Source organism: Cytophagaceae bacterium ABcell3 (assembly GCA_030913385.1).
In the GTDB taxonomy this organism is placed as follows: domain Bacteria; phylum Bacteroidota; class Bacteroidia; order Cytophagales; family Cytophagaceae; genus ABcell3.
In genome coordinates this window covers 1,105,680-1,128,262 of sequence record CP133159.1, presented here as the reverse complement: position 1 = coordinate 1,128,262, position 22,583 = coordinate 1,105,680, and the positions used below count along the sequence as shown (strand labels likewise).

The following is a 22,583-nucleotide window of genomic DNA, read 5'->3' as shown; positions in this document are numbered from 1 at the left end:
TAATTGGTTTGAGTTTGCCTTTCTGCTCTTTTACTAATTATGTGCCAGAGTCTAACAGATCCCTCGCGCCTCGGAATGACAGGCTATTATTAAAGTTGTAATTAACAGAAAATTAGTATTTAACCGTCATTGCGAGGCGCAAGATACTGGTTGTAAAAGCGATAAGTTTAAAGTTTACAGTCTTCAGTTTCTTATGAAAAAATGCCGCGGCAATCTGGTGGCGGTAAGCTCTGCTGATTAGTTGGTTGGGGGGTAAACACTAGACCTGACGATGAGATTGCTTCGTCGTTGCCTCCTCGCAATGACGGTGGGGTAAAGTGATGGTATATAGATTATTTACCTGTCAGCGTCCCTTGGTCCTGACAGCGTAAGTGTTAAACAACCTGACGGTGGGCTTGCTTCGTCGTTGCCTCCTACCGATGACGGTGGGGTAATGTAATGAATTGTGTCCAGGAGGGTTTGATTAATAAAAATGTATCGAGACACTACTTAAGATAAGATATGAGTCGTAGCTGGGATGCTACGACTAAAGGAGATGACATTTTTTTCAAGCTCCAAAAACTTCATTTACTCTTCTATAACAGGCACTTGAATGATTAAGTCGTCGGTTGCTCTGTATATTTCCAAAGAAGGGCTATCTTTTGTTTTAATACCTTCTCCTTCCGCATATTCTAAAATGCTCTCATAAACATTGATAGGAGAAACTATGTAGTGCGACTTCATATGCATTTGAACCACTTCACGGCTATCAATTTTAAGCACATTGTAACCTTGTGGAGGTGTAGCCAAAGAGTCTTCTACAATAAAACCAACAAATGCATCTGCTGTATCAGACCCTTGTTGTGGGTTATTGAAATAATATGCCGCACCATACCCATCAATATTGTTACTGCTAATATAGGCTTCTGCCTCCTCAAAAAGCGTGGCAAAATTTTTATCCTCTAGTTTTCCTTTATAATGTTTACCATAGATCCAATAGTCATTGGCTGTAATTTTTGAATGTTCTGGCTTCTTAAAACCACCTAGCTTATAATACCCAAAGAGCAATGAGGACATTACGACGCAGGCGATAATTACAAGTGCTTTTTTCATTAATTCTGAGACTTTAAAAATTGCATATGGTATAAATTATAGTAATATCCTTCTAACGCTAGAAGTTCATCGTGCGTGCCAGATTCTACTATTTCTCCTTTTTCAAGCACAATTATTTTATCTGCTTTTTTTATGGTAGATAGCCTATGGGCTATAATAAGCGATGTTCTGCCCTGCATCATTTTGTCCATAGCTTGCTGCACCAGTTCTTCAGTCTCCGAGTCTATACTCGAAGTGGCTTCGTCTAGAACTATAATAGCAGGGTCGGAAACCAAGGCGCGTATAAAAGAAATAATCTGCCGTTGTCCTGATGAAAGTGTACTTCCCCTTTCCATCACATTATAATCAAACCCTCCAGGAAACTCAGCAATAAACTTCTCCGCACCTAATAGCTTAGTGGTGTCCTGTATTTTCTGAGGAGAAATACCTGGTTCGTTTAAGGAGATATTATTGTAAATAGTATCTGAAAACAAAAACACATCCTGAAGCACGACACTCACTTGTTTTCTCAAACTACCCAAATCATACTCCTTCAAATCTCTTCCATCAATTTTTATGCCACCGGAAGAAATCTGATAGAACCCATTTAACAAGTTGATAATAGATGACTTTCCGGCCCCCGTTGCCCCAACCAGAGCCACGGATTCTCCAGGTTTCACGTCAAAAGAAATATTCTTTAAAACGTAGTCCTTCTCATTATAAGCAAACCATACATTATTAAACGAAATATGCCCTTTCAGATTATCCGCTTTAACATCACCTGATTTGTACTGGTACTGCTTTTCGTCCAATAATTTAAAAATACGATCCGAGCTGACAATGCCTAATTGAAGGGTGTTGAAACGATCTGCTATTAACCTGATAGGCCTAAAAAACATAGCGATATACATTACAAAAGAAGTCAGCACCCCATAGGTAACTTCCATATTCAATACACCTCTTGCTCCATACCATAGCAACAAGGCTGTGCCTGCCGCGCTTATAAAATCTGCTATTGGAAAATATACAGAATAATACAGGACGGACTTTAAGTTAGCTTTGCGATGCTCTTCATTGATCTTTCTGAATTTTTCATACTCCCGTTCCTCACTATTAAAGATCTGCACAATGCTCATGCCGGTAATATGCTCTTGAACAAAGGAGTTAAGGTTTGAAACGGCAGAGCGCACTTGATTAAAAGCTACCTTAATTTTTTCTTTAAATACATAAGTGCAAAATATTAGGATGGGCACAACAGAAAGCGTAACCAAGGTTAGTTTCCAGTTCCACCAAAACATGATGCAAAGGATAAAAATAAGTTGCAGTATATCACCAGAAATAGCGGCAAAACCCTCGCTAAAGACCGCAGACAAAGTTTCGATATCTGAAACATTTCTGGTAATCAGTCGCCCTACCGGTGTTTTATCAAAAAATCTAAGCCTGAAGGTTAGCAAATGCTGAAATAGCTTAATCCTCAGGTCACGTATTACATTTTGACCAATCCAGCCAGCCAACCAAGTATGCATGTAGTTTACCACACCATGAAGTATGAGTAAACCTATCAATACAACCGTAATAAATTGAAGCCCTTCCCAATCGCCCGAAGCAATATATTTGTCTACGGCATACCTCCCAATTAAAAAAGGTTTTAACGGACCCAGAACAGCAGTAAAAACAGTCAGGAAAACAAGCAAGTAGAAATATCCTGCGTAAGGTTTTACATAAGAAAACAACCTCCGCAGTATCCTGAAGTCAAATATATTTCCACTTTTAATTTTATGGTCTTCCAAAACTACCCTTCTCTAAATAACATGCAAAAATAGGAATGTCTGCTTTAAAAAATTGAATTGAAGAACAATTGTTGCAAAAATTAACACTCCTCAAAAAAAATTTCTTCAGGATAAGCTACTTTGCAAAGAAAGAGTCCATGAGGAGGCAAAGCACTTCCAGCCTGTTTACGGTCACGTGCCAAGATAACTTTTTCAAAATCACTAATTGAAATTTTCCCAAGCCCCACATCTATTAACGTCCCACCAACAGCCCTCACCATTCCCCTTAAAAAACGATTGGCGGTAATTCTAAAAATGATAAGGTCATCTTCCACGTCCCATTTTGCGGAAAAGATTTCACAGTTAAAGTTTTTTACATCTGTATGTACTTTGCTAAAGCTTTCAAAATCGGTATGTTTTTTAAGAATTTCACAAGCCTGGTTCATCTTATCTATGTCAAGCTTCTTGTCAAACCTCCAGGCAAATTCATTCAAAAAAGGATCTTTTGCCGGAGTTATTTTATACTCATAACTTCGGGACAAAGCATCAAAGCGGGCATGGGCGGTATCTTTTACCCGAAAAGCGGACTTGATGGCAATATCAGAAGGCAGCACGCAATTAAGGCTATACCTGTTTTTTTCTGTAAAAGCCTCTTTCACGTCAATATGAACAAACTGCTGGGAGCAGTGAACTCCGGTATCCGTTCTTCCACTACCAATTGTTTTTACAGGATACCGTAGCACCGTTGCTAGGGCCTCGTCCAGTTTTTGCTGGACCGACACAGCATTTTTTTGTATTTGCCAGCCGGCATAATTGGTGCCTTTATATGCTATTTCAAGAAAATACCTCAAACTTTATCTTTTTGTACAGGTTATAAGCCTGCGATTGTTATTTTTGCGATCTGCAATTTAAATTTTTCAAATCTATGATACAACGAGTACAAAGCCTCTTTCTGTTTGGGGCAGCAATTTTAGCTTTACTAATCTTATTTTTCCCGATCTGGACAGGCATAGGCTCAGCAGCCGATGCAGGCGAACAAGCACAAATAACTGCGCTGGTAGATGCTTTTGCAATAAGCATTGACACACAAACCGAGCCAGCAGAGGGTGCTGCTTATATTGCATCATTGGCCATTTTATCGGCCATAACTGCTTTATTCACCATTTTCAGGTTTAAAAACAGGATTTTGCAAATGCGTCTCTGTTCATTTAACCTACTTTTGCTTTCTGCACTCATTGGTACATATTTCTTGGCTATAAGTAGAGCAAGAAACTATTTTACCGAGACCGAAAGCGAAAATTTCCAAACTGGTTTCTATTTGCCTATAGCAGCCATTGTCCTCACATGGTTAGCCAACAAGTATATTAAAAAAGATGAAAAACTGGTTAGGTCGGTAGATAGGCTTAGGTAAAATTTTAAGAACAAAACACCCCATAAAAGCAGCAGACGGTATATCATCTGCTGCTTTTTTATATCTTTTAAAGTTTTTTTTCGTTAAACCTGAATAATGCGATAGAACTCTTCAAGAGAAAAATTGCAATTTCAGGTTTAAGCTGAAGTACTCACCTGTTTAGTTCATCATTATAATTGCTGATAATGGTTAAATATTCTTTATTGATATTCATTTTTATCTGTTCGTTCAACTTACATGCTCAAGATGGCAGGATTTTAAAAAAAGCGGAAGCAGCTTTAGAGTCAGGAGAATACGCACAAGCGCTTGAATATTTCGAGCAGCTTCTTGGAAAATCGCCAGAAGACGCCGAGCTTAACCATAAGACAGCGCTCTGTCACCTAAACATGTCTTCAAACAAAAAACTGCTTTACTATGCCAATAATGCAGTTAAGTACGCAGAAAAGCCAACCTTAGATATGTATTTCACATTGGCACGAGCATACCATTTGGACCACCAGTTTGATAAAGCTATTGAAGCCTATAAAAACTCAGACCCTGGCAATAAAAATAAAAAAGCAATCTCCAAATACATCAAAGAGTGCCAATATGGCAAGTCCTATGTATCCAATGCAGAAAAAATTAAAATCACGAATGCTGGCAAAAGCATAAACACAGAACATCCAGAATACCTGCCCTATATTACAGCAGACCTATCAAGGCTCTATTTTACATCCAGGAGGCCAGGCTCTACAGGTGGGAAAAAAGCCCCAGACGGTATGTACTACGAAGATATTTACACATCCGTAAATAGAGGCGGGGCGTGGGAAGCACCTGAAAACGTGGGGCCACCGCTAAATGGCGACGGGCATGATGCCTGTATAGGAATATCTGCCGATGGGCAAACGATGTTTATTTACAAAGGAAGCAATGGAGGCGATATCTATACCTCGGAGCTGAAAGGAAAAAAATGGAGCAACCCCAAGCCTATTGAAGAAGTAAATTCCCCATTTTTTGAAAGCTCTGCCTGCGTATCTCCTGATGGCAGAATGCTGTTCTTTGTAAGGGCTGCTGACTATAAGTCAAACAAGGACATTTATATGTGCAGCAAAACGGTCAAAGGCAACTGGTCTAAACCTAGGAAACTGCCTTTCAATACTGAATATGATGAAGACGCACCTTTTATGCACCCAGACGGTAAGACTTTATATTTCAGCTCAAAAGGCCACTCCTCAATGGGCGAGTATGATGTTTTTAAAGTCACTCTGAAACCAGATGGATCTTGGACCAAACCCGAAAATTTAGGATACCCTATTAATACCGCAGGCAACGATGTGTTTTTTGTACTGGCAGCCGATGCCAAAATCGGCCTTTATTCCTCAGACCGCGAAGGAGGGCTTGGCAAACAAGACATCTATACCATCCGCATGCCTGTAAAAGACAAAGGGCCGGAGCTAGCACTTTTAAAAGGGAAAGTCAAAGACGCTGAAACAGGCAAACCGTTAGAGGCTGAAATTACCATTACAGACAACAGTTCAAGGGAGCTTTTAGCAGAATTTCACTCCAACCAGTCTAGTGGAAATTATTTGGTCTCGCTACCTTCAGGCAAAAACTACAATGTAACCGTAGAAAAAGATGGTTACGTTTTCTATTCTGAAAACATCAACTTTAACCCTAAGGATGGTTATAAAGAAATGTACAGAGACATTGACCTAATGCCTTTGAAATCAGGATCAAAAGTAGTTCTAAAAAATATATTTTTCAATACAGGAGAAGATGTGCTTAGCAGCGAATCTATAACAGAACTTCAGCGGTTGGCAAGGCTCCTGTTGGAAAACCGCCAAATCCGGATAGAGATTTCAGGACACACTGATAACACCGGAAATAATGACATCAACAAACAGCTCTCTGAGAAAAGGGCAAAAGCCGTTTATGATTATTTGGTAGAAAATGGCGTGCCTGCAAACAGAATGACCTACCAAGGTTTTGGAAGCAGCCAGCCTATTGACACCAATGAAACGGAAGAAGGCAGACAAAACAACAGAAGAACAGAATTTAAGGTACTCTAAGCCTGACATCATGACAGGTAAATGTGTTTTTCATGGTATTGGAATGAAAATTGAAAAAACCTGAGGGAACAAAAATTAATGTAAGCAATGGAAGAAAAAGGTACCATTTCGATTCATACCGAAAACATTTTCCCAATTATCAAGAAATTTCTGTATTCGGATCATGAGATTTTTTTAAGAGAACTTGTTTCCAACGCTGTTGATGCCACTCAAAAAATCAAAAGATTGTCTTCTTTAGGCGAATATTCGGGTGAAACAGGAGATGTAAAAATCAAAGTATCACTGGACGAAGAAGCCAAGACCATTACCATTAGCGATAAAGGTATTGGTATGACAGCAGAAGAAATCAAAAAATATATTAACCAGATCGCTTTTTCTGGCGCTACCGAATTTGTTGAAAAATACAAAGACAAAGGTGATGACAAACAAATCATAGGGCACTTTGGTCTTGGGTTCTACTCTTCTTTTATGGTAGCAGAAAAAGTAGAGCTGATCACAAAGTCTTATAAAGAGGGTACTGAAGCCGCCCGTTGGGAGTGCGACGGTTCAACAGAATTTGAAATAACTGCCACTGAAAAAGACAGTAGAGGAACTGATGTAGTTCTTCATATTGCTGAGGACTCCAGTGAGTTCCTTGACAAGCTAAGAATTAAAGGAATTCTTGAAAAATACTGTAAGTTCCTTCCGGTAGAGATAGAGTTTGATGGCGAAGTAATTAACAACCCTGAGCCACTTTGGACTAAGTCCCCTTCAGGACTAAAAGATGAAGATTACCTAAAATTCTATAAAGAACTATACCCTTTTTCAGAAGACCCTCTTTTCTGGATTCACTTAAATGTAGATTACCCGTTCAACCTAACAGGTATTTTATATTTCCCTAAAATTAAGAGTGATATAGAGGTAAGCAGAAACAAAATACAGCTTTACTCTAGGCAAGTATTTATAACAGACGAGGTAAAAGACGTAGTTCCAGAGTTTCTGATGCTTCTGCATGGAGTAATAGACTCTCCTGACATTCCTCTGAATGTTTCTAGAAGCTTCTTACAAGCAGACTCTAATGTAAAGAAAATCAACTCGCACATTACCAAAAAGGTAGCGGACAAATTGTCTGAACTATACAATAAGGACAAAGCTGCTTATGAGCAGAAGTGGGACGACATTAATGTTTTTGTAAAATACGGCATGATCAGTGAGGACAAGTTTTACGACAAGGCCAAAGACTTTTGTCTGCTAAAAAGCACTGACGGAAAATATGCAACTTTAGAGGAATACAAAGAAAAAATCAAAGAGCACCAAACAGACAAAGAAGGCAATGTGGTGGCTTTGTATTCAACAGACCCTGGAAAGCAAGATGCTTATATAGACTCTGCCCATAAGAGGAACTATGATGTTTTACAATTTGACACTATCATAGATAGTCACTTCATAAACCTGCTGGAACGAAAGCTAGAGAAGTTTTCGCTAAAACGTGTCGATTCCGACAGTGTAGAAAAACTCATAGAAAAAGACCAGAAAACAGAAAGTGTGCTTTCTAAAGACGAGGAAGAAAAACTTAAAAAGATCTTTGAAAAAGCACTAGAAGGCAAAAACATGGCCCTGAATGTAGAAGCTTTGCCTGTAGACGAAATGCCTGTTACTGTTACCCAGCCCGAGTTCATCCGCAGAATGAAAGATATGTCGGCCATGGGTGGTGGAGGCATGAACTTTATGGGACAAATGCCTGACACAACTAATGTAGTGGTAAACGGCAACCACCAGTTGATGCAAAAATTGTTGAAAGAAGAAAACGAAGACACGCAAACAAAACTGGCCAAACAAGCATGCGACCTAGCGCTACTTTCTCAGGGAATGCTGACTGGTAAAGACTTGACAAACTTTATAAAAAACAGCATTAGCATTGCCTGTGTGTAAGCAGTGTTAACTCACATACCAACCAACCCCTTCCGAAGGACATCCTGACGAAGGGGTTATTTTTTCTTCTGACCAAGAATAATATTAACACCTGTATCATTTCTACTGCTCTGGTTTTGGCAGGCTCAGGCCAACTTATTAAATGGCACATTGTACCAGATAAATATTTCGCCCCTTCAGGGCTTTGATTTAAGTTACATTGTTCATTCCTCAGGGCCACACCCCTGAGTTAATTATTTCGCTCCTTTGGAGCTTTACTAAAATCATTAACAAACGGATTTCATCGGCACTTTCAAAATTTCCCCTTTTTATCACATGGATCTAAAATCCTTAAGGAACACCTAGAAAACGTTAGCATAGCACCAAAGGTGCGTAATATATAACAATGGGCAACAGCCCATTGTACCAGACAACAAACATTGCCCAAAGCCCTGAAGGGGCGTAATAGTTAATACCGAATTATTTCTCAAAATCTCGTTTAAAGATTTTGCCCCTTTTCAGCTTTATTAGTCTCAGTATTAAAACCCCTCAATAGCTTTAGCTATTTAAGAAAGGATTGCCAATGCTATTCCATAAAGAATTCTTGAATCTTGTCTTTTTTTAACTAGGTCGATATGTTCTTAATAATTTTCAACGCCGATCTGCGGTCTTAATATAACTAATGTCACCTGCTTTCTTTTTCTAATTTGTAATTTCCCTTATACCTTTTCTTCTCTGTTCGCCAGGCGCCGTCTACTGTAATATCCATGCTTAATTTAACAATCCCTTTATCTTGATTGATCGAATTCACCTTAACCCAACCAGCTAATCCTCTTTCTTGAAATCCATCATAAGAGTTATTTAACACCGAACAATCTACCTTCACTGTATTAGAATCAGCAAGACAAATTCTATTATTGATCTTAATTTTTTTAGGATTGAGATCAATCTTTAACCCTTCAAGGTGAAAGGAATGAATAACCCCTTTTTTATAATAACCAACCTTAACAAAAGCGCTTATAGTTGAATCTTCATTAATTCTAAAAGTATTTGCTTCTGACAAATTAGAATTAATTCTAACTTTAAGTCTTTGAGTATTTACACAGCCTTAATGTAACAAATAGCAAAAGAATAACGAGTAGTCTCATTCAATTTAAAATTGTAAATTACTAGGCGTTAAACCCAGCCCCCTGTATTTACCTCCCCTTTCTTTCAATTTACTGTAAATACCTGATAGATTCAAACAACCCGCAGGACTTTTCATATCCTTTAAATATCGAAGTATCCCAACCTCTTAAATAAGCTGACCATGCCCCTGCCCAGTCAAACCTGAAATATATCTTTTATGCTGCTGCCAAACTGATTTATTGTATTTTTGCACAACCTTGATAACCACTAGCGATTTCAGGTGTTAAAATATTAGTAAAGCTGGTACAATTTAAATGGAAACATTTGATTTTTAAACAGTTTAACATACACATGAAATCTTATTTTAATATTTCGAACTAAGTCTATTGAAAAAAACCAGCAATAGCAATAATAAAGAACAAGTGTTTCAGTTAGTATTAAAAAGTGTATTTTTCTGCTTCAGGACTATGAACATGTTATTACCACGTATTTTAACTATATGGGTTGTCCTGCTAATGCTTTGTTCTACAGAAGTGCTTGCCCAAAAAAATCCTCGCAAGGCAAGAAACGACTCTATACCTAGACTGGACACCCTACTAGACGAAGATGAAGAAGAAGAGGAAGAGAAAGACGACAGTAGGTCTGCGAAGAAAAAGATTAAGAAAAAAGTCTTTTATGGGATCAAAACCAAAAGGTCGTTTATCCGAAAAGGGAAAGGGCCCAGGCAGACTTTAGAGATGTTCTACTATCTTAAAAAACCTCTTGAGCCAGACCCTTATATAAAGTCTCTTCATGTTTTTGACATAAAAAAGAAGAAAATATTAGAGGTTTCTTCCCTTGAAGAGCTTGACAAAAAGAACATCCCGTACAAAATATTACATGGCCCTTACAAGAAATTAGTAGGGGGCGAGCTCATAGAAGAGGGTATTTTTTATGTAGGAATGAAACATGGACGATGGGAAAGGTATGACAAAGAATACAACCTGCTGGACAAAACAAAGTATAAAAGAGGCTTTTTAAAAGATTCTAAAATCACTTATTACGATCCGGCCAAAACCAAAATAAAAGAAGTTAAGCCCCTTCGCTATGACGAGTTGCATGGCGAATATTACCGTTTTAAAGAAAATGGACAGGTGCTTGAGTATGGCAAATATTTGGATGGTCATAAAATAGGTATTTGGATAGAATATTTTCCCGACAAAAACAAAAAAAAGAAGGAAACCAAATATCCAATGAACCCCTATACGGACGACAGCGAACCCTATGTTCTTAGTGAGTGGGATGAGCAAGGCAACGTGCTCATAAGAAACGGAGAACCTTTCTATGACCCTAAAAAGGGCAAACGGGCGAAAAAGTAAAATGGTTTTTTTGCTCGTCCATATTTTTTAAAATGGATTATGCATTAGATTTCTTTATGAGGGGCAAAAGAACAAAAAATCAGCGTGTTTGGTTTGCAAAGCATTGTGGTTCTACGGTTAAAAACCAAATGCAAGCGAAGCGTCTGATTTGAAGTTATTTTGCCACCTAATAGAAGATCCTCATGCATATTTCAGGTTAAAGTTTATAAAAGATATTACCCCTTTTTAAATTCCTATTCTCATTTCATTATATTTGAAGCTTGAAAAATGTTCTTATCTAATAGTATTAAACTATGAGCAACAACCTAACCGGTTATACCTCCTGGAAAAGTCTCCAAAACCATTACAAGACAGCATCAAAGCTGCAAATGAGAGAATTGTTCAATGAGGATCAAAAAAGATTTTCAAAATTTTCTATACAGTTTAATGACATCCTTCTGGATTACTCCAAGAATAGGGTAACAGAAGAAACCATGAAGTTGCTAGTTGAACTAGCCCGTGAAGCTGGACTGAGGGATGCGATAGACGCCATGTTTTCAGGAGAAAAGATAAATACTACTGAAAACAGAGCGGTACTTCACACAGCACTAAGAAATAGGGCTAACACGCCTATCATGGTAGACGGAAAAGATGTGATGCCTGCTGTAAATGAGGTGCTAGGCAAAATGAAAAAGTTTTGCGATGACATCAGAAGTGGAAGCTGGAAAGGGTATACTGGCAAGGCCATAACGGATATAGTCAATATCGGCATTGGCGGTTCTGACCTTGGCCCTTATATGGTTACAGAAGCACTTAAACCTTACGGAAAAGAGGGACTAAATGTCCACTTTGTATCTAATGTCGATGGCACACATGTTTCGGAGGTACTGAAAAAGGTCGACCCTGAAACAACTGTGTTTATCATTGCCTCTAAAACCTTTACCACACAAGAAACAATAACCAATGCCGAAACAGCCAAAAATTGGTTCCTTGTAAAATGTGGCGATCATAACTGTGTAGCCAGGCATTTTGTGGCACTCTCTACCAATGAAAAAGCGGTTGCTGCTTTCGGTATTGATACAGACAATATGTTTGAGTTTTGGGATTGGGTTGGCGGACGTTACTCTCTATGGTCTGCCATAGGACTTTCTATTGCTGTATATATTGGTTTTGACAATTTTGAGAAACTTTTATCTGGTGCACATGAGATGGATGTCCATTTCAGGGATACAGCATTTGAGAAAAACATACCTGTAGTTCTTGCGCTACTTGGTGTTTGGTACAACAATTTTTTTGATGCCGAAACTCATGCCATCCTCCCTTACGATCAGTACATGCACCGGTTTGCTGCATATTTTCAGCAAGGAGATATGGAAAGCAATGGCAAAAGGGTAACCAAAGATGGCAAAGTGGCAAATTATACCACTGGCCCAATCATTTGGGGAGAGCCAGGCACCAATGGCCAACATGCATTTTACCAGCTTATCCATCAGGGAACCAAGCTTATACCTTGTGACTTCTTGGCACCGGTACAAACACAAAACCCAGTGGGCGACCATCATGAAAAACTTCTGGCAAACTTCTTTGCACAAACAGAAGCTTTGATGAAAGGTAAAACAGAAGAAGAAGCACGTGCAGAGCTACAGAACGAAGGATTATCAGACGAACAGCTTAAAGCACTTCTTCCTCATAAGGTTTTTCCTGGAAACACCCCTACTAACTCTATTTTCTTCAAAAAGCTAACTCCAGAAGTATTGGGCGCACTTATAGCTATGTATGAGCATAAGATCTTTGTTCAAGGTGTTATCTGGAACGTCAACTCTTTTGATCAGTGGGGCGTAGAGTTAGGAAAGCAGTTGGCAAAAGCTATTTTAGGAGAGTTAAAAGACGACCAAGAGGTTGCCTCTCATGACAGCTCAACCAATGGCCTCATCAACTTCTTTAAGAAAAACCGATAAAGTACAGCCATATAATACCAAAGCCACCTTTAGAAGGTGGCTTTTTTTATGCGGTGTTAACTTATTCTCCGATTAGAAGGCTTCTGATACCATAATGTAAAACCCGTTATTCCCTCCCCTACCAATTCCATAATCCAGCCTTATATTCAGGTGTTCCTTTTCATTGATTGTGTACCGTATTCCGCCTCCATACGAATACTTTAATGTATTCAAACCAACATCGCTAATATTTTCAAAAACATCACCTATCCCGGCAAAGCAAGCAATACCAAAGCGCCCGATCACAGGCATACGGTATTCAACCTGTGTACCAAGGAAATTATTATCTCTGTACCTGTTCTTTGAGTAGCCCCTAAGGATTTCATCACTACCGGCAAAAGCCATACTGGTAAAAGGAATATCACCATGGTTAAAATTTCCAGTGACATTGGCAGCCAACACACCTCTGTTAAATACTTTTTTATAAGTACTAAAGACAAGGTTTAAATTTGTATAGTTAAAATCGCTTCCCAAATACCCACCGTAGAAATAAGAAGACGCTTCGAAAAAGACACCCTTTGAAGGATAAACCACATTGTCTCGGGAGTCATAAATACCGACGAGACCTAAGCCTGAAGTCAGACCTCCGTCATGCCCCGAAATCCTCCCTGTACTTAAAAGCTTATCTTGTTCCAAGTCAAACCCATAAGCATAGTTAAAATGAAAGTCGCCTCCTAAAAACAAATTGGGGCGCACCTTTCTCATGACCAATTTCTTAAAGGTAAAGTAGCTGTAGTCAAAATTTTCATAAACCGGCTCACTCATATTACCTACACCATAAAAGCGGTCTGGAAAATTCCGGTACCTCAAAACACCTTTAATATAATACTTCTCATCAGGCAAAAATATATCCCAAGACCCATAAACATCTAACTGATTGTTCAAGGTATAATTAGACATCAACTTAGCATGAGAAAGACGTGTAGTGCCCTCTTGGCCTTTCAATCGAAAGTAGGTAACCCCTAAAGCACCAAAAGCAAAACGGGTATCTGGGGTATAGTAAAATAATGGAAGCGCCATAAACCCTTTACTTTCTTCCAAAGTATCCGATGGATTGTCAGGGTCTCCTGGCTTCCCATTTCCAGCCGCACCATAAGAGGTAAAAATTGACAGCAAGAGCGAAAGGAAAAGTATTTTCAAAATAGTATAATACATCAGCTATAAAGGCTTGATTAATAAAAACCAAGACTACGACACAAAGCGTTGTTTTATGCTTTTCATTAATTACGAAACCCAATTTTTACAATCAGACTTAGTTGATGTATCATAAACGGACGAACACCCCATAAAATTCCCATTGGTCTTTAATTCAAAGGAATCTCTTGTAAGACATACAAGCAATAGGTCTCAAATAAATTTACAGGGAAAACAATATTGCAACTTCACTTTTCACCACGTGCTGGAATAGGGAGCGGTCGCTGAACAAAAGACCAATCCTATACAAATAAAAAATAAAGACATGTAATGAACACCCTAAATTCACCTATATGCTACACAAAAGGCACTTTTGTAAAAATTCTAAGATAATAAGTGATTTTTTCATTAAAAATGCAGAAATTTAATACACTTAATTGCAGGATAATGAAGAAATCATTTTGCTTCTTCATTGGCTTAATCATTTCATTTTTAGCGTCCGGACATAAGCCACCGGAAGAGACGCCTTTAAAATTCATAGAAAATAAAGGTCAATGGCACGACTATGTCTTATTTAAAAGTGAAATTCCATCAGGTGCTTTATTTTTTGAAAAGGACGGTTTTACTTGGAATGTATTAGATCCTACACTTTTTGATCTATTACATGCGCATTCACCAGCAAAAAACCAGATGCGCCTAAAAGGCCATAGCTGGAAAATGAAATTTAAAAACGCATCACAGCAAACCTCTGTTTCTGGACAGCAAAAGCGCCCAGAACACTTTAATTTTTTCCTTGGGAAAGATTCGGAAAAGTGGGCATCAGGGGTTTCTGCATTTACAGAGCTTTACTATAATAGCTTATACGAAAACATTGACATGAAGGTTTACACGTCTAAGACCTCTGTAAAATATGATTTTATAATACAACCAGAAGGAGATCCTTCTCAAATATCAATGGAGTATGACGGGGTAGATAACTTATCATTAAGAAATGGGGATTTAATCATTGAAACATCAGTAGGGGAAATTATTGAAACTAAACCTTATGCCTACCAAATACAAGGGTCAGAGAAAAAGACTGTCCCGTGCAATTTTAAAATACAAGGAAAGCGTGTGTACTTTGAATTTCCTTCTGGTTATGACCAAAGCGCTACTCTTATAATAGACCCGGAATTAATATTTTCTACCTTCTCTGGATCATTTTCGGACAATTTTGGGTACACGGCCACCTTTGACTCAGACGGCTTTCTCTACTCTGGGAGCACATCATTTGGTCGTTGGTACCCAACAACTGTGGGAGCTTATGACCGGGAGTTCAATGGTGGCATTGTAGATATTGCCATTACAAAATATGACACCACCGGTACATTCATGATCTATTCCACTTTTCTGGGAGGGGAAAGTGACGAAATGCCCCATAGCATGATCGTCAATAACCGGGATGAGCTATATGTGTTTGGCACGACCGGTTCGCCTGATTTTCCTGTTACTGAAAATGCTTATGACACCACATTCAAAGGCGGTCCTCCTATCAATTACATCCCTCGTGGAATGGGCACCTATTTCCCAGATGGCACCGACATGTTTGTGACAAAGTTCAATCAAGATGGCACAGACCTTTTAGGGTCGACTCTTATTGGTGGCACCAACACTGATGGGCTAGGTACCCATATTCACCTTCTATACAATTATGCGGATGAAGTAAGGGGAGAAATAGACATCGACCAGGAAGGCAGTGTGTACATTGCTTCTTGTACAAGGTCAACAGATTTTCCTGTTACCGCAAACGCTGTACAAACTGAACATGCGGGAGAGCTAGACGGATGCGTGGTCAAATTGAAACCAGATTTATCTGATGTGGAATGGAGTACTTTTTTAGGTGGCTCACATGCAGATGCACTGTATTCAATAGCATTCGACAGTACAGGACAAGTCTATGTAGCAGGCGGCACAGCCTCGCTTGATGCACCAGTTACAGACGGAATACTACAACCTAACCATGGCACAGGGCGCTCCGATGGTTATATTGCCAGCATTAGCAAAGATGGATCTGACTTGTTACGTGCAACTTTCTATGGATATGACTCATACGACCAGATTTACTTTATTGAAACAGATCACAGAAACAATGTTTACGTGCTAGGACAAACAGAAGCAGAAGGAGAAACATATATATATAACGCAGAATACAACCACCCTAACAGTGGTCAATTTATCACGAAATTTACCTCAGGTTTGGATTCCATCATATGGTCTACCGCCTTCGGTACTGGATCGGGGGCGCCAGATATTTCTCCAACAGCATTTTTGGTAGATCACTGTCAGAAAATCTACCTGGCAGGATGGGGTGGCGAAGCAAACCAATTGGGCAGAAACAATGCAGGATATACCACTGGTTTAGACATCACCGCCAATGCCTTTCAATCCACGACCAATGGCAGTGACTTTTATTTAATGGTATTGGAAGATGATGCCTCTTTCTTATCATATGCAACTTTTATGGGAGGTCCTGTAAGCAATGAACATGTAGACGGTGGAACCAGTCGGTTTGACCGTAGTGGAAAGATTTACCATGCAGCATGTGCTGGTTGTGGCTACAATTCCGACTTCCCAATACATCCTAACCCCGGCGCTGTTTCTCCGACTAACAACCACTCATGCAACAGTGCGGTATTTAAAATTGACTTTGATATGCCAGCCATGGATGCAGATTTCTTGCTACCTGAGCTAACGTGCAACCTGGATCTGGAGCTAAACTTTGAAAATAGAAGCACCTCTCACAACAGCACCCGATACTTTTGGGACTTTGGAGATGGAACCACTTCTACTGAAAAAAATCCACAACATACGTATTCAGAAGGAGGAAATTATCTAATAAAACTTATTGTCGCAGACAGCGGCACCTGCAATCTTTCAGACACCACTTACCAGGAAATTGTAGTTAGACCAGACAGCATATGGAACCTGCCAGACACTACCGTATGCCCGGGCACAGAGTTGCAAATGGGCAGAAAGCATGACGAACAGACCGATCATCATTATACCTGGATACCCGAAAATGGACTTAACGACCCTACCATACCAGACCCTATTTTAGAAGTAACGGAAAGCCAAGAATATGCCTTGGTAATTTCATACAGCAATTGCTCGGACACGTTATTTCACCAAATAAACGCAGACAGCATCAATGTAGGCATCTTGGGGGATACTGTTATATGCCATGATTCCCCACCACTGGAGTTAGTCTCCCAATCAAATGGTAATCCTGTACGGTACTATTGGTCAACCAATCCAGACTTTGACCCCATATTGAACCAATCACCATTAGACTCATCCTATAGTGCGGACCCTATGGATACTTACAATACTTATTATGTAAAAATCTATAATGAGAAAGACTGTCCTGCTACAGATAGCATTACCATTCGTGTGAGCAATGTGTCCGTTGCAGTGCCTGACACCATTATATGCAACACAGATCCACTAGAGTTATTAGCAATAGGGGAGCCAGAAGATCTCTCCTACACTTGGCAACCCCATTCATCTATACAATCACCGACAGATGGGTCAGTTATTACAGTACAGCCAGACACTACGACCCAATATACTGTTACTGCCACCAACGAAGACAACTGCACAGCAACCGCTACCGCCAATGTATCCATTTCGGGACTCTTCTTTGACCCATTAGAGGCAGAGATTTCCGCTGACACCATTTGGCAAGGAGAAAGGGTAACATTAACTGTAAGACCAGAACATGGCTATATTTACAACTGGACACCGGCGGATGGGCTGAACAATGCAAACGCTCCGAGGGTAGGTGTATACCCTGACGCCAATACAACATGGACGGTCACTGTTACTGACCCGGTAGCTGAAAACTGCCAAAGGGATACTACATTAAGTGTGGTGGTAAAAGAGGTGTTCTGTGGCCCTCAGGATATTTTTGTCCCCAATGCATTCTCTCCCAATGGTGATGGGTTAAATGACATACTGTATGTACGAGGCGAGAATATTTACGAGCTTTACTTTACCGTTTATAACCGATGGGGAGAAAAGGTTTTTGAAACAAAAAACAAGGATATTGGTTGGGACGGAACTTACAAAGGGCGTGCAGCAGATCCCGGGGTGTTTGTTTATTATTTAGAAGCAAAATGTCCGGGAGAAAGAAAGTATTTCGAAAAAGGAAATATAACCCTTCTAAGATAAGTGTATTATCAAAACCCTGACGCTACATATCGCCCACTGTCTCTTTTGCTTTGCATTATTCACTCTAAATAGCGCACAAGCTCAGGACATACATTTTTCTCAATATTATGCCTCTCCCCTAACGTTAAACCCAGGAATGACTGGTGCTTTTGAAGGAAGCTACAGACTTACCGCCATTGGAAGGTCTCAGTGGCGCTCTGTGACCATTCCATATCAAACCTTTGGAGCCTCTGCAGAAGCCAGAAATTTGACAGAGAACAAAAAAGCCGCAGCCGGGCTTCAGTTCTTCTACGACCAAGCCGGTGACTCTAGGTTCTCAACTTTACATGTGAATTTTTCCACCTCTTGGAAAATCTCTCTAGACAACAACCAAGACCTGTACATTGGAATACAACCAGGCATTGCCCAAAGAACCTTAAATTATGACGACCTGGTTTTTGAAAGTGATTATCTAGGCATAGAAAATGCAGAGGTTTTTCATACCACCAGCCTGACATACCTTAACTTAGGAGCTGGCCTTTTCTGGGAATACAAGCCTAGAAGGAATAAAACACAAGCCAATGCTGGCGCATCATTATTTAACATTAACCGCCCAGAGCAATCATTTTTCACAAACCAAGACATCCGACTGGACAGGCGCTTGTTAATCCATGGCTCAGTAACACAACAAGTAACTCGCAGGACATGGCTTATACCGCACGCTATGTATGCCAGGCAAGGCACTTTTCAAGAATTAGTAGTAGGCGGACAAGTAAAATATAAATTGTCATTTTCTCCTTATGAAAACAAAAACTTTTATGCTGGACTTTCAACCCGTGTTGGAGATGCCGCCATTGTTTCTGTAGGCATGGATATAAATGATCTATATATCGGGGCCAGCTACGACTTTAATTACAGCAACCTTGTACCAGCAAGCCATTTCAGGGGCGGCCTTGAATTTGCACTGATTTACCTTATACCGGAAAAACAGGATAGAAAGCAATATAAAACATGCCCACTATTTATGTAAAATACATACCCCTGCTATGTTTACTGGTTAGCTTTTCATCATACGGGCAAAAGCATTATCTTATATATGCTGAACAAGCTTATGCTGAAAAGGATTATTACGGAGCAGCTTTATATTACAAGCAAGCATTAGACATAGACCCTTCTAACATAAAAACACAATATGCGTATGCCGAGGCTTTGAAAAAAGGGGCTGATTACGAAAAAGCTGCACGACAGTACAAGCAGGTGTTTTATAAAGACAGCATTATGGCTTTTCCTGAAAGTGCCTTTTGGCTGGGCATGATGTTAAAAAATCTTGGCAACTACAATTCCGCACACCAGTACTTTGAAAAATATTCTAAACAGACAAAAAATAAAAACACATGGTATTACAAAAAGGCCAATCAAGAAATTGAAGCCTGCAAATTTGCGCAACACTTAGTAAAAGACTCGGTGTTGGTAGAAATAACTAATGCAGGCACTAACGTGAATACCGATTACTCAGAAATAGGGTTATGTATTATAAACGATACCACTCTTTTATACTCCACTTTTCAAGACGAAACTGACCCGAAAGCAAAGACCCAAACCAGCAACTATTTAACACTGCATCAAACCATATATAAAAATAAAGAGTGGCAAAAACGTACACCGCTCTTTGAAAACTTTACCCTGAAAGACAAACACATTGTTAATGCTTGCTCTGGATATTATAACAACCGCTTATACTTTACCGCTTGCGACAATTTGTTCAAGTGTGATATTTACTACACAGAAAAAGAAAAAGGTCCACAGCCGTTGAACATTAACTTAGAGGGGTATACAACCACAAATCCATCCATAGTCTTAATTGATGGTGTAGAGGTTCTTCTATTCTCGTCGGACAGGCCTGGCGGAGAGGGCGGCTTAGACATCTGGTATAGCATGCTGCAAAATGGATCATTTAGCGCTCCTAAAAACCTGGGCCCAACCGTCAATACTTTAGAGGATGAAATTTCTCCATACTATGATGCGCACAATAAAATACTATACTTCAGCTCCAATTGGCACAAAGGATTAGGCGGGTATGACATTTTTCAAAGCAAAGGAAGTCTGAGAAATCTTAGCACACCTAAAAACCTTGGCTACCCGATAAATTCAAGTGCTAACGATTTATATTTTAAGCCTTTTAATAAAGAAGGGGCTGTATTCATTTCAAACAGGACAGGTTCGCTAACTTCAAGAAACGAGAACTGCTGTAATGACATTTGGCTAGCTAAGGGATATAAAGCAAAAGAGGAAAAGCCTCCTAAAGCTGATACCATCCAAAGGATAGCCCAAAAAACTCCAGTGGCGCCAAAAGGCCTTTCAGCCATTAACCTATATTTTCATAACGACCAACCTGATCCAAACTCTATACTACAAGAAACATCGCAATCTTATGAAGCGCTTTATACATCATACATAGATTTAAAACCTTCCTATCTAAAAGAGGCGACCAACAGTGATATATCGTCAGCAATGAAAGAAAGTATTCAGCATTTCTTTTCTTCCCATGTGGAAAAAGGTATGCAAGACCTGAAGCTCTTATCTGGAAAAATATTAGAAGCACTAGAGCAAAATCACCAAGTACACATAACCTTATCTGGTCATGCATCACCCTTAGCTTCTAACAACTACAATTTCAACTTAACATTAAGAAGAATACGGAGCATCAAAAATTATCTAAAAACCTTTAATGGTGGCGTACTTAAAAAATACATCGACACCGCAAATGACAGTTTGCCGTCATTGGTAATTACAGAAGTTCCTTATGGAGCATATAAAACTAATACGATTGACTACAGCAATCAAACGGCACCGGCGAATGACATATACAGCACAGCAGCAGCAAAAGCAAGGCGGGTCGAAATGCAAACCTCCATTATCAATAGATCAGATACAGCCTATGCGCATTTATTTATAGAGAAGCCTGTTGCCAAAACCCCATTGCAAGAAAACAGCTTAGTCACATTTTTGCTAAGCAACACAGGAAATGCCCCTTTAAAAATAACAGACATTAAGTTTCCTAAAAACCTAACACTAGCGCAAGCCCCAGACGAAATTTTGCCAAGTACACAATCTAAACTGGTGCTAAAGGTTAAGAATGCAACAAGCTTTTCTGAAATTGAAATAGAAAGTAACAGTTATACAGGCAAGGCATCTCTATTTATCCTTTCCGAACCTTTATAGAATCTCTTTCTAATTTTTCCTTTTTTTGTTCATGTTTCACCCAAGGCCTTATAATCAGTCGAGTAGCGCGGTCATAGGTAAAGTAGTTCCATACCCAGTTAAAGAAAACAGCAACCTTGTTACGAAACCCCACCAAAGAAATAATGTGCACAAACATCCATACAAGCCATGCAAAAACACCAGCAAACTTCCAATTCGGCAGGTCTACTACCGCACGGTTTCTACCTATTGTAGCCATACTGCCTTTGTCGTTGTATTTAAATGGCTTAGGAGTTTTATTTTTGTGCATTCTAAGCAGGTTTTTAGCCACTAAGCGTCCTTGTTGAATAGCCACTTGCGCTACCATAGGGTGACCTCTAGGTATTTCAGGTGTATACATACCAGCGACATCGCCAATACAGTAGAGGTTTTCATATCCTTTTATCCTGCAGAACAAATCTACATGATACCTGTTACCTTTGATAACCTCAGGGTCAATCCCTTCTATAATAGAGCCCATAACGCCTGCCGCCCATATCAGGCTTTGGCTCACAATCTTCTTGCCATCGCCAAACTCTACAATGTACCCATCATAATTTTTTACAGTGGTATTGAGCATCACATGAACACCAAAATCATCAAGGTATTTCAATGCCTTTTTTGAAGCATTTGCCGACATGCCATTCAATAGCTGAGGAGCTGCTTCAATGAGGTAAATATCCATTTTAGTAAAATCCAGCTCTGGGAGATCGTTAGGCAGCACATGCTTTTTGAGCTCTGCTATAGCTCCTGCCAACTCCACGCCTGTTGGCCCTCCTCCAACAATAACTACATCAAGAAGGCTACTACGAACTTCTGGATCTGAAACCAACAAGGCCTGTTCAAAATTTTGAAGGATTTTACTCCTCAAATCTAGCGCCTCAGGTATTTTTTTCATTGGCACAGAGTTCTTTTTAACGTTCTCCATGCCATAGTAATTGGTTTTAGAACCAGTTGCAATTACCAAAAAATCATATTTCAAACGCCCGATACTGGTATTAATACAGTTTTCAGAGGGAAATATCCGGTTGACCTTAGCCATTCGGAAATAAAAATCTTTATACCCTTTAAAAATACGTCTCAAAGGTGCTGCAATGGCATCAGGTTCTAAGCCTGCTGTAGCCACTTGGTACATCAAAGGCTGAAAATTATGGAAATTATTCTTATCTAACAGCACTACCTGAAAAGGGTTGTCCCTGCCAAGGGTTTTGACGATTTCGACACCGGCAAAGCCGCCACCGATCACCACTACCCGAGGCTTGTCAGAGTCAGGGATATTCATAGACACCCTGCTTTTCGGCTCTTCGTTTTTGCCCTGCCCATTATTCAGATCAAAATTCGCACTACGGTATTCCATAAAAAAATAATGG

General features: G+C 39.5%; 14 protein-coding genes. 8 read left to right on the top strand and 6 right to left on the bottom strand.

The window, feature by feature from the left end; all coding sequences use genetic code 11:
* Positions 1-567: 567 nt before the first annotated feature.
* From RCC89_04760 to truA, 3 genes are all read right to left on the bottom strand, one after another.
* Entirely contained in the window at positions 568-1,092 is a 525-nt protein-coding gene (locus RCC89_04760; GenBank protein ID WMJ72473.1) for a GyrI-like domain-containing protein, read from the bottom strand.
* Entirely contained in the window at positions 1,092-2,861 is a 1,770-nt protein-coding gene (locus tag RCC89_04755; GenBank protein WMJ72472.1) for an ABC transporter ATP-binding protein, read from the bottom strand. The genes RCC89_04760 and RCC89_04755 overlap by 1 nt, the downstream gene beginning before the upstream one ends.
* A gap of 80 nt (positions 2,862-2,941) precedes the next feature.
* Positions 2,942-3,691: a tRNA pseudouridine(38-40) synthase TruA gene (gene truA, locus RCC89_04750; GenBank protein ID WMJ72471.1), complete on the bottom strand. Its 750-nt coding sequence runs from the start codon at positions 3,689-3,691 to the stop codon at positions 2,942-2,944.
* A gap of 74 nt (positions 3,692-3,765) precedes the next feature.
* On the opposite strand from truA, the gene RCC89_04745 reads away from it, so the two are divergent.
* The 3 genes from RCC89_04745 (at position 3,766) to htpG (ending at position 8,210) form a co-directional block, all read left to right on the top strand.
* On the top strand, positions 3,766-4,251 hold the full coding sequence (locus RCC89_04745; GenBank protein WMJ72470.1) for a DUF4293 domain-containing protein: 486 nt from the start codon (positions 3,766-3,768) through the stop codon (positions 4,249-4,251).
* A gap of 185 nt (positions 4,252-4,436) precedes the next feature.
* Positions 4,437-6,299 carry an OmpA family protein gene (locus tag RCC89_04740; protein ID WMJ72469.1) on the top strand — a complete coding sequence of 621 codons (1,863 nt, stop codon included), beginning with the start codon at positions 4,437-4,439 and terminating at the stop codon, positions 6,297-6,299.
* 87 nt (positions 6,300-6,386) lie between these two features.
* Positions 6,387-8,210: a molecular chaperone HtpG gene (gene htpG / locus RCC89_04735; GenBank protein WMJ72468.1), complete on the top strand. Its 1,824-nt coding sequence runs from the start codon at positions 6,387-6,389 to the stop codon at positions 8,208-8,210.
* 664 nt (positions 8,211-8,874) lie between these two features.
* Here htpG and RCC89_04730 read toward each other — a convergent pair.
* The gene (locus tag RCC89_04730) at positions 8,875-9,252 is read right to left on the bottom strand and encodes a hypothetical protein (protein WMJ72467.1); all 378 of its coding nucleotides are present in this window, start codon (positions 9,250-9,252) and stop codon (positions 8,875-8,877) included.
* Between the two features lie 532 nt (positions 9,253-9,784).
* Between RCC89_04730 and RCC89_04725 the strand changes: the two genes are divergently transcribed.
* Positions 9,785-10,675, top strand: a complete 891-nt coding sequence (locus RCC89_04725) for a hypothetical protein (protein WMJ72466.1) — start codon at positions 9,785-9,787, stop codon at positions 10,673-10,675.
* A gap of 293 nt (positions 10,676-10,968) precedes the next feature.
* Positions 10,969-12,612: a glucose-6-phosphate isomerase gene (gene pgi, locus RCC89_04720; protein ID WMJ72465.1), complete on the top strand. Its 1,644-nt coding sequence runs from the start codon at positions 10,969-10,971 to the stop codon at positions 12,610-12,612.
* A gap of 72 nt (positions 12,613-12,684) precedes the next feature.
* Here pgi and RCC89_04715 read toward each other — a convergent pair whose 3' ends face one another.
* On the bottom strand, positions 12,685-13,806 hold the full coding sequence (locus tag RCC89_04715; protein ID WMJ72464.1) for a BamA/TamA family outer membrane protein: 1,122 nt from the start codon (positions 13,804-13,806) through the stop codon (positions 12,685-12,687).
* 426 nt (positions 13,807-14,232) lie between these two features.
* Between RCC89_04715 and RCC89_04710 the strand changes: the two genes are divergently transcribed.
* Genes RCC89_04710 through RCC89_04700 form a run of 3 tightly spaced genes read left to right on the top strand, consistent with a single transcriptional unit; the run spans position 14,233 to position 21,195 of the window.
* The gene (locus tag RCC89_04710) at positions 14,233-17,994 is read left to right on the top strand and encodes a gliding motility-associated C-terminal domain-containing protein (GenBank protein WMJ72463.1); all 3,762 of its coding nucleotides are present in this window, start codon (positions 14,233-14,235) and stop codon (positions 17,992-17,994) included.
* A gap of 4 nt (positions 17,995-17,998) precedes the next feature.
* Entirely contained in the window at positions 17,999-19,003 is a 1,005-nt protein-coding gene (locus RCC89_04705) for a PorP/SprF family type IX secretion system membrane protein (protein ID WMJ75641.1), read from the top strand.
* The gene (locus RCC89_04700) at positions 18,985-21,195 is read left to right on the top strand and encodes a hypothetical protein (protein WMJ72462.1); all 2,211 of its coding nucleotides are present in this window, start codon (positions 18,985-18,987) and stop codon (positions 21,193-21,195) included. The genes RCC89_04705 and RCC89_04700 overlap by 19 nt, the downstream gene beginning before the upstream one ends.
* On the opposite strand, the gene RCC89_04695 is transcribed toward RCC89_04700, so the two are convergent.
* Positions 21,173-22,570 (bottom strand): NAD(P)/FAD-dependent oxidoreductase, encoded by a 1,398-nt coding sequence (locus RCC89_04695; GenBank protein ID WMJ72461.1) that lies wholly within the window; start codon positions 22,568-22,570, stop codon positions 21,173-21,175. The two genes, RCC89_04700 and RCC89_04695, sit on opposite strands and share 23 nt — an antisense overlap.
* Between the last annotated feature and the right edge of the window lie 13 nt (positions 22,571-22,583).